This window comes from Frigidibacter sp. RF13, from assembly GCF_026626305.1.
Taxonomy (GTDB): Bacteria; Pseudomonadota; Alphaproteobacteria; order Rhodobacterales; family Rhodobacteraceae; genus TMP-24.
In genome coordinates this window covers 291,829-304,069 of the sequence record NZ_JAPNUE010000003.1, presented here as the reverse complement: position 1 = coordinate 304,069, position 12,241 = coordinate 291,829, and the positions used below count along the sequence as shown (strand labels likewise).

Here is a 12,241-nt window from a genome sequence, read left to right as displayed (position 1 = left end):
TGACCTGCCGGTCGGCGCGAAGAATAGTCGCGTGACAGCTCGGTGCAGTTTGAGCATGGCGCCCGCGGACAAAACGAAGAAGCGACCGAAGGGTGGTGACCGCGCGCTTGCCGCTGGACCGGTGGACGTGTCTGATGGGACGACCGTCAATAGCGCGGAGCTCGGGCATCTTTCGACCGTCCCGGCGCTTTCTGCCGACGTGGAGCGCGTGGTTGAGAACCACGCCATCCCGTTCCGCATTCAGCCGAATTTCTGGGATTCTTCGACGCACACCGACTTCGTTGACTGGGCCGAAGTCGTGGAAGTGCCGCAGTACCCCATCGCGGACCTGCTGGCGGAACTGTCGCCGACCGCTATCGTTTGTGACATCGGCGCCGCCGAAATGGGGGCCTTCGATGCGGCAGACCTCGGCACGGTGCGTACGCTTTCCCTGAAGGTCCACCCCAAGGGTTATGGCACACCGCATGCGACCTGGATCCACGCGCTCCTGAATGTCAGGGGCTTTCGGCTCGCACCGGGCAATGACCCGTCCGGCGTCGGCAGACATTTCGAGCGCGAGGCATAACGCATGACAGGTTCCTTCCTGCCGCCCCGCAGCTTCCGTCCCTGGCCGATCGCAGCACCTCGCACTCTTATCGCGACCTGCATGAAGGATGAGGGCCCGTTCATCCTAGAGTGGCTCGCATGGCACAAGTCCATCGGCGTGACCGATCTCGTCGTCTTCACCAACGACTGCACCGACGGCACCGACCGGCTGCTGGACCGGCTGCAAGACATGGGCGAACTGGTCCATCTGCCGAACCCGGCCGTATCCACCGGCGAAACCGCGTTCCAGCCCACCGCGCTGAACTATGCCCATCACCTGAGGCAGATGCGCGAGGCGGACTTTTTCATCTCGATGGATGTCGACGAGTTTCTGAACATCCGCGTCGGCGAAGGGCGGCTGACCGATCTGTTCGCTGCGATCGGTGCCTTCGACGTGCTGTCGGTTTCCGAAGTCAATCACGGTGCGAGCGGGCAAAAGGGCTATGAACGCGGCTGGCTGCTCGACCTCTTCCCGATGCATCAGACTATGCGCCCGGGAAAGATGAAGTCCCGCCGCGGGGTGAAGAGTATCGTGCGGCTGTCGGAGAAAGTCGAACGGCTGCGCAACCATCGCCCTGACATGTTCAGCGATCAGGGTCCGGTGCGCTGGCTCGACGGATCGGGGCGCGACCAGGCAACGCTGCCTGCGGACCGAGGCGAGAACGGTCTCGACTGCCGCGGCACCTACGATCTTGTTCGGCTGGAGCATTTCGCGCTGCGATCGCTGAACAGCTATCTTGCCAAGATGTACCGGGGCGACGTCGTGATCGCGAAGAAGCAGGTGTCGCGCGCCTACTGGCGGGTGCGCAACAAGAACGAGGAAGCGTCAGGCGACTATGGCGCCCGCCTCGGCCGCGCCAAGGCCTACCATCGCGACCGCTACGAAAGCGACGCGGGCCTGATGGCGCTGCACGAAGCCTGCTGCAGCGCGCATGCAGCGCGGATCGAGGAGCTTCTGCAGAAGCAGGAATTCATCGAGCGCCGTGACTGGATCCTGGCCGAGGCTTGGCCCTAACTCTTGCGATAGTCGGGGCGGTTCGTGCCTTCCTTGTGTTTCCTCAGCCGCGACGGTGTGTGGAACTTCTTGTTCTTGTAGGGGTTCTTGTCGCCTTGATCGCGGAAGGTCAGGCGGATCGGCGTGCCCGGCATGTCGAAATCGGCGCGCAACCCGTTGACCAGATAGCGCGCATAGCTTTCCGGCAGATCCTCGGCATGGTTCGTCATCACCACGAAGGCCGGGGGACGGGTCTTCACCTGTGTCATGTAGCGCAGCTTGATGCGCTTGCCGCCGGGCGCGGGCGGGGGATGCGCCTCGGTCATCGCGCCAAGCCACTGGTTCAGCTTCGCGGTCGAGATGCGGCGGTTCCAGACGTCATAGGCCTTCATGATCGCCGCGTGCAGGCGGTCGAGCCCCTTGCCGGTCTTGGCCGAGACGGTGACGAGCGGCGCGCCCCGAAGCTGCGGCAAAAGCCGCTCGAACGCTTCGCGCAGTTCCTTCAGCTTCTCGGTCTTGTCGTCCTCCAGGTCCCATTTGTTCGCGGCCACCACCACCGCGCGGCCCTCGGTCTCGGCGAAGTCGGCAATGCGCAGGTCCTGCTGTTCGAACGGGATACCCACGTCGAGAAGCACCACCACCACCTCGGCGAAGCGCACGGCCCGCAGCCCGTCGGAGACGGAGAGCTTCTCCAGCTTCTCCGTCACTCGCGCCTTCTTGCGCATCCCCGCCGTGTCGAAGATGCGGACCGGCGTGCCCATGAACGTGGACTTGACCGAGATCGCGTCGCGGGTGATCCCGGCCTCTGGCCCGGTCAAAAGCCGGTCCTCGCCGATGATCTTATTGATCAGGGTCGATTTTCCGGCGTTCGGCCGCCCGATCACCGCGATCTGCAGGGGTTTCGCCTCGGTCGGCATGCGGAGCGCGGCATCCTCGCCCTCTTCCTCCGCAACATCGACATCCACCTCCGGCGCGTCAGCCGCCGCGCGTTCGGCGAAGGCGTCGGCATGGGGGCGGAGGATGTGATAGAGCTCGTCCACCCCCTCGCCATGTTCGGCCGACAGCCGCACCGGCTCGCCCAGACCCAGTTCCCAGGCTTCGATCACGCCCGCATCCGCCGCGCGGCCCTCGGCCTTGTTGGCGGCGAGGATCACATGGGCGTTCTTTTTGCGCAGGATATCGGCAAAGACCCGGTCGGTCGCGGTGACGCCCGCGCGCGCATCGACAAGGAAGAGGCATATATCGGCCATCTCGACCGCGCGTTCGGTCAGGCGCCGCATTCGGCCCTGCAGGCTGTCGTCGGTCACATCCTCCAGCCCCGCGCTGTCAATCACGGTGAAGCGCAGATCGCCCAGACGCGCCTCGCCCTCCCGCAGGTCGCGGGTCACGCCGGGCGTATCATCGACAAGCGCGAGCTTTTTGCCAACCAGCCGGTTGAACAGGGTGGATTTGCCGACATTGGGCCGGCCGACGATGGCAAGCGTGAAACTCATGGCGCGATCTTTCTTTCGAAGGCGCCCCCATACACGGCTTTGCCGTCAGCGGAAAGCGTGAAGCGTGCCGGATTTCGACAGGACATACAGCGTGCCACCCGCCACAACCGGGCCAGAGGCCGCACCGCCGGGGATCTCTGCGGTGGCGACGACCTTGCCCGAGGCCGGATCGAAGGCGCGGATCAGCCCGTCGGTCGAGGCGGTGATCAGCCGCCCGCCTGCCAGAACCGGCCCGTGATGGGCGAAGATCGCGCGACGCTTTTTGTCCTTGTCCTTGGTGAAGTAGGGCAGGTCCACACGCCAGACCTCGGCGCCGCTCGATGCCTCGAGCCGAACGAGCTGGTCCTCATCATTGACGAAGAACACTGACCCGCCCGCAACGACGGTTGCGCCCGTCGCCCCGTCCGGCGCCGACCAGAGCGTTGTGCCCGTCTCCATGTCGATGGCACCGAGCCGCCCGGCGGCGCTGCCCGCGACAAGCGTGCCGCCCGCGATCACCGGATCGCCGGTCAGGTCGGAATAGGAGGCATAGGCCCGCCCTACCCGCTTGCCTGCCACATAGCCCTGCCATTTCGGCGTACCTTCGGCGATGTCGATGGCCAGTAGCTGGCCGGTCGCGAAGGGGAAAACGACTGTGCCGCCCGACACCGCCGGGGCGGATCCGTCGACGATGCCCGCGCGGGCCGAGGAGCCCGGAACCTGCCAGGCCACCTTGCCGTTCGCCGCATCGACCGCCCAGGCCGACCCGTCGCGCGCAACCGCAAAAACCTTGCCGCCTGCCGCCGCCGGGGCACCCGCCACCGGCGATTCGAAGCGCTGGCGCCAGGCGACGGCGCCGGTCGCGGGATCAAGCGCCAGAAGCTCGCCAAAACCGGTCGTCACGAATAGACGTCCGTCGGCGAAGGCGAGGCCGCCGCCTGCCGCGTCGCCGGCCCGTTCGCCTGCGGGCGTCAGATCGACCTGCCAGGCGACGCCGCCGTTGGTACCGGTCGCGGTGACATGTTCCTCGGCATCAAGGGTGAAGATACGTCCGCCCGCCACCACCGGCGCAGCCGTGATGCGGTTCTTGCGGCTGTCACCCGAACCGACCTTGGCCGACCAGACAGGCGATAGCGCCCCGGAATAGGCGGCATTGCCGCCCGAATGGCTCGCGTTGCCGCCCACTTGCGTCCAGTCGCCGCCGCTTTGCCCGGGCAGCGCGATCGCGACCGGGGCCGCACCGGCGCCAAGGGGTGCCGCATCTTCGGTCACCACCGCCTCGCCGCCGATTACCGCCTCGCGTGGCACCTGCCGGTGGCCTTCAAGCACCAGTTCCTTCTCGGCACAGCCCGCCAGAAGTGCGCCAAGCGCCAGTACCGCAGTCGTGGTCTTCAATGTCGCGGCCATCCGCCCTCTCCTGCCCGTGCATCCGATGTCGCGGGGCGTGCGCGCCCACAGGCGCAGGCGCCCCGGCCCGGACTATCCCTGTTGGTCCCCGGCGCCGAGCGCCGTCAATATCTGTCCGACCCGGCCGACCTGCGCGCCGGTCGCTTCCGCATCCTCGACCACCGATTTCAGCAGCGCCACCGCCTCGTCCTGCTTGCCTGCGTCCAAAAGCACCAGCGCCTGCTGCTCCATCGCCAGCGTCCGGAACGGCGCGCCGGGCTGGGCGAGTTCGGCGAGGGCGGCGTCACGCGCTGCAGCGTCCATCTCGGCCCCGGCGATCAGCACCGACTTCAACTTGGCAAGCTGCCGGTAGGTATCGGGAACCGCTGCATCCGCCGCGACCGGCTTCAGCGCGTCAAGCGCGCGCGCCTTGTCGCCCGCCGCCTCCGCCTCGGAGGCGACGAGCAAGGCTTTCATTGCAGCGCGTGCTGCATCGGTGCCCGCATCGACCGCGGCCAGCGCATCAGCGCGGCCCGCGGCGTCGTTCTGCCGAAGCGAGGCGACAAGCGCATCGCCAAACGACTGGGCGGCCGCTTCCGCCCGCGCCTTCTGCCATTCGCGCCAGGAGGCGCCGCCGACGAGGATCAGGATCGCCAGAATGCCGATCCAGCCATACTTGCGGAACAGCGCAAACAGCCGGTCGCGGCGAACCTCCTCGGTCACTTCGTCAATGAAGCTGTCGGTCTCGCTCACGGCACGCCCTCGTACAATCCTCGCCCCGTCTTACACGTAAGCGCGAAGCCTTGCCAAGTGCGCCCGGCGTCCGCCGTCAGCCAATCGGCAGACTCCGGAAGCCTGTCCATCCCGCCGTCTCTTCGGCCTCATCCTCTCCTGCAGGGCGCGCAGGCACGCTGTCCTCGGCAGATTGCCGCGCCCACATTGCCGCATAGCGCCCGCTGCCTGCCAGAAGATCCTCGTGCCGGCCGATCTCGGCGATTTCGCCCTTCTCCAGAACCACGATCCGGTCGGCATCGGCGATGGTCGACAGGCGGTGGGCAATGGTGATCACCGTCCGCCCGCGCCCCATCGCGGCGAGACTGTCCTGGATGTCGCGCTCGGTCTGGGTGTCGAGCGCGCTTGTCGCCTCGTCGAGGAGGAGGATCGGTGGGTTCTTCAGCAGCGTGCGCGCGATTCCCACCCGCTGCTTTTCGCCGCCTGAAAGCTTCAGCCCGCGTTCGCCAACCTTCGTCTCATAGCCTTCGGGCAGCGACATGATGAAATCATGGATCTTCGCAGCCTGTGCCGCCGCGATCAGTTCCTGCCGTGGCGCATCGGGGCGACCATAGGCGATATTGTAAAGGATCGTGTCGTTGAAAAGCACCGTATCCTGCGGCACGACGCCGATCTGGTGATGCAGACTGTCCTGCGTGACCTCACGCACATCCTGCCCGTCGATCCTCAGCGCCCCTCCCGTCACATCGTAGAACCGGAACAGCAGCCGCCCGATCGTCGATTTGCCCGACCCCGAAGGGCCGACGATCGCCACCGTCTCGCCCGCGCCGATCTTCAGGCTGACACCCTTCAGGATCGGCCGCGCCGCCTCGTAGCCGAAGAAGACATTGTCGAGCACGACCTCGCCGCCCTTGACTTGAAGCGCCTGCGCACCCGGCCGGTCCACGATCTCGGCCGGCTGGTCGAGCAGGTCGAACATCTCGCCCATGTCGGTCAGCGCCTGGCGGATCTCGCGATAGACCGTACCGAGGAAGTTCAAGGGCATGGTGATCTGGATCATGTAGGCGTTGACCATCACGAAATCGCCGACGGTCAGCACGCCCGCGCTGACGCCCATCGCCGCCATGACCATCACGATCACGAGGCCGGTGGTGATGATCAGCGACTGGCCGAAGTTGAGCGCCGAGAGCGAAAGCCCGGTCTTGACCGCCGCTTTCTCATAGCCCTCCATCGCCCGGTCATAGCGCGCCGCCTCCCATGCCTCCGCGCCAAAATATTTCACCGTCTCGAAGTTCAGAAGGCTGTCGATCGCCTTCTGGTTCGCATCCGTGTCCTGTTCGTTCATCTTGCGGCGGATCTTCACCCGCCATTCGGTGATCTTGAACGTATAGGTCACGTAAAGCGCGATGGTGATCACCACGACCGCCGCATAGCGCCAGTCGAAGAGAAGCGCGAAGATCACCGTGACCATGGAAAGTTCCAGGACCAAGGGCCCGATCGACAGAAGCATGAAGCGCAGAAGGAATTCGACACCCTTCACGCCACGCTCGATGATCCGGGACAGGCCGCCGGTCTTGCGGGTGATGTGATAGCGCATCGACAGACGGTGGATATGAGTGAAGGTCTCCAGCGCGAGCTTCCTGAGCGCCCGCTGCCCGACCCGCACGAAGATCGCGTCCCTGAGTTCGTTGAAGCCGACCGAGCCGAGCCGGGCAAGACCATAGGCGATGGTCAGCCCGACTGCGCCCGCGGCCAGAAGCCAGGACGGATCGGCCGTCGCGCTACCGTTCAGCGCATCGACAGCCGCCTTGTAGAAAAAGGGGGTGGAGACCGAGACGACCTTGGCGAGAAGGAGCGCAAGCAGCGAGAGGACGACCCGCCGCTTCACCCAGGCCTCGCCCTCAGGCCAAAGATAGGGGGCCACCCGTCTCAGGGTCCGTGCCGCACTTCGCCGTTCAGCCGCGCGGGTTTGTGTCATTCCAGTCTCCGCTGCCTTCGCCCTGTTGATCGCCGGGTGTCCGGTTGCTATCAAGGATCAATTCAACGATTCATGAGTAGTTGAACGATGGAGGAAAGTCGAGCCCTCGCGGCCCTTCAGGCGCTCGGTCACGAGACGCGGCTTTCGCTCGTGCGGATCCTTGTCGGCGCGGGCCGCGCGGGCCTCTCGCAGGGCGATCTCGCCCGCCGCCTCGGCGCGACGCCCTCGCGCCTCGCCTTCCACCTGTCGCTCCTCGAACAGGCGGGGCTGATCGCCGCGCGGCGGGAAAGCCGCCATGTCTTCTACATGGCGAACACGGCAGGCCTTGGCCGCCTCATCGGCTATGTGCTGAACGATTGCTGCGCCGCCCATCCCGAGGTGGCGGCTTGCTGCCGCCATTCCGACAGGCGCCCCAATCCGCCGACCTGAGCCCGAACCGCGCCCAGAGCCGGGCCACTCGCCCGCAAACGGCTTTCATCTTGGCCCAAATACCTCGGGAGGGTCCGGGAGGGCAGAGCCCTCCCGGCGGGTCGGCCCGCCGCAGGCGGGACGAAATACTCAGCCGCCGTCGGCCGGCACCGTAAAGACCTGGCCAGGATAGATAAGGTCCGGATCGCGGATCTGGTCCTTGTTGGCCTCATAGACCCGGACATAGAGAACCCCGTCGCCGTAGTTCTCGCGCGCGATCTGCCAGAGGGTGAAGCCCGGCTGGACGGTGATGCGCACCTCCGTCACCGGCGGCGGCGCGGCGGGCGCCGGTTCTGCCGGCACCTCGGTCGCAACCGATGCGGGCGCGGGCGCGGGTGCCTCTGCCGTGGCCTCCGGCGCAGGCGGCTCGGCCGCGGCCTCTCCACCCGCCGAGGGCTCGGGCACCTCGGTCGCGGCAGCGACCTTGGCAGGCGCTTCACGCTGGAACGGCAGTGCAAGCCGCGAGGTGACCTTGCCCGCCCCGTCGATCTGGTCGATGCGCAGATCATGGACGCCTGCGTCGATCCCCGACATCTTGACCCGCCACTTGCCTTTGTCCGAGACCGGCGCCGTCACCTGGAAGCCATTGTCCACATAGATGCGGACGAACTGCTGGGCTTCGCCTCGCCCGGCAATATCGACATTGCCCAGGACATCATAGCCGACCGTATCGAGGATGACCCCCTGGACCGGCATTTCGGGTGTAAGCTTCGTCACCCCCTCGGCATCGGCGACCAGAACATCGACGCTGCCTGCACCCGCCTCGGCAGGTTCGGTCGCTCCGGTTTCCGTGCCCGACTCTTCGGCAGCAGGTTCGGCCGGTGCTTCGGTGGCATCCGGCGCTTCGGCGACGGCGGTCGGCGCCGCCGCAGGCGTCGGTTCGAGGATCACGCTGGCGGCCGAGGCGATCTTTGTGCCGTCGGGCAGCACCGACATCAGCGAGAGAACACGCGGCTTCTCCGAAGGCCCGAGCGACAGGAAGGCGGCGAACTTGCCCTGAGCGTCGGCGTCGGCCGCGCCCGCGGCGGCGGCATCGACCATGACCTCGATCCGGGCGCCGGGCTCCGCCGTGCCCGCGACCAGGACGGTTCCGTCGGGCTCCGCCCGCACGGTATCGAAACCGGGCACGACCTTCACCGCCTCTGGCACCGGGGCCGGTGTTTCCTGCGCCGGCTCTGCAGCCGCAGGGGCGGCGCTTTCCTCGGCGGGCTGCGCCTCGGGCAAGGGCTGCACGGCGGCGAGCGGTTCGGAGGCGGGCACCTCCGGCTGCCGCTGCAGCGCGAAGACCCAGAGAAGAGCGCCCACGCCGAGCCCGGCCGCGCCGCCGACAAGCCAGCCCCAGCCGCCAAAGCGCGATCCGCCCGCGCCGTTTTCGTCCGCCATCGATCCGTCTCCCCTGTCAACCGGCCGAAGGTTCGCCCGCCCCCGGTCCAAACGCCAGCCCGGCGCTTGAGCGAGAGTAGCAACCCCGCTATCAGGGGTCAAAGCGGCCTTCCGCCGATCCGGAAATCTCATGCCCCCTGTTGCAAAATCCGTCTGCGTCTATTGCGGCTCCCGCTTCGGCGCCAATCCTCGCTACAAGGCCGACGCGGATGCCGTCGGGCGGATGCTCGCCCAAAAGGGCTGGCGGCTCGTCTATGGTGCAGGCGATGTGGGGCTTATGGGCGAGGTCGCGCGCGCAGCCCAGACGGCGGGTGCCGAGACCTTCGGCGTCATCCCCACCCACCTTCTGGCGCGCGAAGTGGGCAAGCGCGACCTGTCGAGCTTCGTCGTCACCGAGACGATGCACGAGCGCAAGAAGGTCATGTTCATGAACGCCGATGCGGTGGTGGTGCTGCCCGGTGGCGGCGGCTCGCTGGACGAGTTCTTCGAAGTCCTGACCTGGCGCCAGCTCGGCCTGCACGAGAAAGCGATCTTCATCCTGAACAGCGCGGGCTACTGGGACCCGTTGCTTGTGCTGATCGACCGGATCGTCTCGGAAGGGTTCGCGGATGCGAGCCTCAAGGATTTCGTCACCGTCGTCGCAGACCCGGCCGCGCTGGACACGGCACTGACCGCGGCATTGGGCGGCTGAGGCTCAGCCCGCCTCGCCACGAACCGCGATCCGTTCGACCAGATAGCCCGCGCGTCGCAAACGCTCGATCAGCCCGGCCCCTCCCGGCAAGTGAAAGGCCCCGACCGCAACCAGTGCCCCGCCAGAGGTCAGGAATTTCTCCATCCGCCGCAGGAAAATTCCGTTCCGCTCGTCTAACAGATAGCCGTCGGCGCGCCCCATCAGCGCCTCTGCCTCGCCCGGCCCGAAAAGACCGGCAAGGTAGCGCCGGTTCCATTCCATCAGCTCGCCGATCCGCCCCTCGCGATAGAGCCGGAAGGCCGCCACCCGCGCCGCGCTGAAACCGTCGGGGTTGAGATAGGCGCCCTGGATACGGACCACGGCCTGAGCCGTGTCGCGCCGGTCGGGCTGGCTCAGCTCGACCAGAAGCGCATCCCAGCTTTCCAGCGCACCGACCCCCGCCCCCGCTTCGACCGCAGCGAGGAGAAGCCGTTGGTCCTGTACGGGCAGGACACCGGCCGTGAAATCCTCGCATGGATCGGCCATCAGATAGAAGGCGAGGCCCGCATCGGTCAGGGCGGCGAAGGCCTCGGGGCCATGAAATATCCCCTCGATCCGCGCCTCGACCCAACCTCGCTCGGCGCCACCGAGATAGGGTTTGTCGTAAGGCATATGCTCGTCGGCAAGCCAGACACCGGCCTGCAAGAACCGTTCCTCAAGCTCCGTCCGGCTTTTCGCGCGCGGATCGGATTCAAGAACGACCGTGCGCGCCGCGTCGAGAACCGACCGGAGTTCGGGCGGCAGGTCGAGGATCGCTGGGTCGGAGGAATGGAGCGTCCCCCAGAGATGCGACACCGCGCCTTCCGGCGTCGTGATGCGCCAGAGCCGCCCCTGCCCGTTCGGAATGCGTGCCGCGTCCTGCCGGACCTCCGCCGCGTCGGGATCCGGCATAGCCGCGGCAAGGTCCTCGATTGTCACCCGGCAACTCTCTGGCGTGATCCAGTCCTGCGCGACGGCGCCGCTTGCCGTCAGACTGGCCAGTGCAACGCCCCAAAGACCATGTCGAAGCCGCATCATTGCCCTGCCGACAGTTCCACCAGGGTGATTTCCGGCACCACGCCAAGCCGGACCGGCAGGATGGAGCAACCGATCCCGCCGGAGACGACCAGATCGCGCCCCGCCTCGCGGACGTGACCATAGGCATAGCGGTTGCCGTAGCGTGACGGAACCACCGGCGACCAGCCGAAGAACCGTACCTGCCCGCCGTGGGTATGGCCGGAGAGGGTCAGGCAGACACGGTCCGGGACGCGCGGAAAGATATCGGGCTCATGCGCGAGAAGGATGACCGGCGCCTCATCGGTCACCTGCGCGAGCGTGTCATCGAAGTCATCTAAGCCGCGATAGCGCCCGCCGCCCAGTGGAAAGGCCAGCTGATCTTCCAGACCCGCGACCCAGAAATCGCCACCAGCACGCCCTACGCGGATCGCAGCGTTCGACAGAACCGGGACGCCATTTTCCTCGAGCGCGGTGCCCACCAGCGTCGGACCGGCACCACGCGCCTGCGCCGCCCGGTCGTGCCACCAATCGTGATTGCCGAGCACCGCAAGAACGCCAAGCGGCGCGCTGAGCCCCCCAAGCACCGAGGCCGCCGCAACTATGTCGACTTTCCGCGTGACGAACCGGTGTCCGCCTTCAAGATCACCGAGGCAAAAGATAATGTCCGCCCCCAACGCATTCGTGCGCTGGACAATCCTCTGCAACCGAGACAGGCTGACCCAGGGCTCCGCAACATGCACATCACTGATGATCGCGATCCGTAGAGGTGCCCCGCGCCAGCCCTCCGAGGCGATCGACCACCGACGAACGCGCAGCCGCAGCACCGGCTCAATGAAAAATCCGTAGGCCGAGACGAAAAGGCCCGCCAGGATGGTTCCAAGCAGGCCCTTCAGAAGCTTTCGCCGCGTGATCACGTCAGAGGCGCGAGGCGACGTTTTCCCAGTTCACCAGCTTCTCAAGGAAGTTAGTGAGGTAAGCAGGCCGCTTGTTGCGGAAGTCGATGTAGTAGCTGTGTTCCCACACATCGCAGCCCAGAAGCGCGGTCTGGCCGAAGCAGAGCGGATTGACGCCGTTTTCGGTCTTGGTGACCTTCAGCGCGCCGTCCTTGTCCTTGACGAGCCAGCACCAGCCCGAACCGAACTGGCCTGCGCCGGCGGCGGCGAAATCGTCCTTGAACTTCTGGACCGAGCCGAAGCTTTCCGTGATCGCCTTTTCCAGATCGCCCGGCATCGACTTTCCGCCCGGCCCCATCATTTCCCAGAACTGGTTATGGTTCCAATGCTGCGAGGCATTGTTGAAGATGCCGTTCTGCGCCACCGCACCGGCCTGGTAGGTGCCGCGCACGATGTCTTCCAGCGACTTGCCTTCCCACTCGGTGCCCGCGATCAGCTTGTTGCCGTTGTCGACATAGGCCTTGTGGTGCAGGTCGTGGTGATATTCGAGCGTCTCCTTGGACATGCCGAGGGATGCCAGCGCATCATGGGCATAGGGAAGATCGGGAAGGGTGAAGGTCATGG

Annotated in this window: 12 protein-coding genes; 4 read left to right on the top strand and 8 right to left on the bottom strand. The window is 66.4% G+C overall.

The annotated features are described in order from the left end of the window. Nucleotides 1–55 precede the first annotated feature (55 nt). Together OU426_RS09600 and OU426_RS09595 are read left to right on the top strand one after the other, a co-directional pair. Complete coding sequence (locus tag OU426_RS09600) at nucleotides 56–565, top strand: hypothetical protein (protein ID WP_267633731.1); 510 nt, start codon at nucleotides 56–58, stop codon at nucleotides 563–565. Nucleotides 566–568: 3 nt separating this feature from the next. Next, entirely contained in the window at nucleotides 569–1,600 is a 1,032-nt protein-coding gene (locus tag OU426_RS09595; protein WP_267633730.1) for a glycosyltransferase family 2 protein, read from the top strand. On the opposite strand, the gene der is transcribed toward OU426_RS09595, so the two are convergent. From der to OU426_RS09575, 4 genes are all read right to left on the bottom strand, one after another. After that, a complete protein-coding gene (gene der / locus OU426_RS09590) occupies nucleotides 1,597–3,072 on the bottom strand; it encodes a ribosome biogenesis GTPase Der (RefSeq protein WP_267633729.1) in 1,476 nt (491 codons plus the stop codon). The two genes, OU426_RS09595 and der, sit on opposite strands and share 4 nt — an antisense overlap. 45 nt (nucleotides 3,073–3,117) lie before the next feature. Then, on the bottom strand, nucleotides 3,118–4,458 hold the full coding sequence (locus OU426_RS09585) for an outer membrane protein assembly factor BamB family protein (protein ID WP_267633728.1): 1,341 nt from the start codon (nucleotides 4,456–4,458) through the stop codon (nucleotides 3,118–3,120). Between the two features lie 72 nt (nucleotides 4,459–4,530). Further along, nucleotides 4,531–5,190 (bottom strand): tetratricopeptide repeat protein, encoded by a 660-nt coding sequence (locus tag OU426_RS09580; RefSeq protein ID WP_267633727.1) that lies wholly within the window; start codon nucleotides 5,188–5,190, stop codon nucleotides 4,531–4,533. Between the two features lie 76 nt (nucleotides 5,191–5,266). Continuing rightward, complete coding sequence (locus tag OU426_RS09575; protein WP_324289806.1) at nucleotides 5,267–7,147, bottom strand: ABCB family ABC transporter ATP-binding protein/permease; 1,881 nt, start codon at nucleotides 7,145–7,147, stop codon at nucleotides 5,267–5,269. Between the two features lie 87 nt (nucleotides 7,148–7,234). Between OU426_RS09575 and OU426_RS09570 the strand changes: the two genes are divergently transcribed. After that, entirely contained in the window at nucleotides 7,235–7,576 is a 342-nt protein-coding gene (locus OU426_RS09570) for an ArsR/SmtB family transcription factor (protein WP_267633725.1), read from the top strand. Between the two features lie 129 nt (nucleotides 7,577–7,705). Here OU426_RS09570 and OU426_RS09565 read toward each other — a convergent pair whose 3' ends face one another. Then, entirely contained in the window at nucleotides 7,706–8,998 is a 1,293-nt protein-coding gene (locus tag OU426_RS09565) for a LysM peptidoglycan-binding domain-containing protein (protein ID WP_267633723.1), read from the bottom strand. 130 nt (nucleotides 8,999–9,128) lie between these two features. On the opposite strand from OU426_RS09565, the gene OU426_RS09560 reads away from it, so the two are divergent. Next, complete coding sequence (locus OU426_RS09560) at nucleotides 9,129–9,689, top strand: LOG family protein (RefSeq protein ID WP_267633722.1); 561 nt, start codon at nucleotides 9,129–9,131, stop codon at nucleotides 9,687–9,689. 3 nt (nucleotides 9,690–9,692) lie between these two features. On the opposite strand, the gene OU426_RS09555 is transcribed toward OU426_RS09560, so the two are convergent. Genes OU426_RS09555 through OU426_RS09545 form a run of 3 tightly spaced genes read right to left on the bottom strand, consistent with a single transcriptional unit; the run spans nucleotide 9,693 to nucleotide 12,239 of the window. Further along, a complete protein-coding gene (locus OU426_RS09555; RefSeq protein ID WP_267633721.1) occupies nucleotides 9,693–10,742 on the bottom strand; it encodes a TraB/GumN family protein in 1,050 nt (349 codons plus the stop codon). Further along, on the bottom strand, nucleotides 10,742–11,638 hold the full coding sequence (locus OU426_RS09550) for a metallophosphoesterase (RefSeq protein ID WP_267633720.1): 897 nt from the start codon (nucleotides 11,636–11,638) through the stop codon (nucleotides 10,742–10,744). The genes OU426_RS09555 and OU426_RS09550 overlap by 1 nt, the downstream gene beginning before the upstream one ends. 1 nt (nucleotide 11,639) lies before the next feature. Then, nucleotides 11,640–12,239 (bottom strand): superoxide dismutase, encoded by a 600-nt coding sequence (locus tag OU426_RS09545; RefSeq protein WP_267633719.1) that lies wholly within the window; start codon nucleotides 12,237–12,239, stop codon nucleotides 11,640–11,642. Between the last annotated feature and the right edge of the window lie 2 nt (nucleotides 12,240–12,241).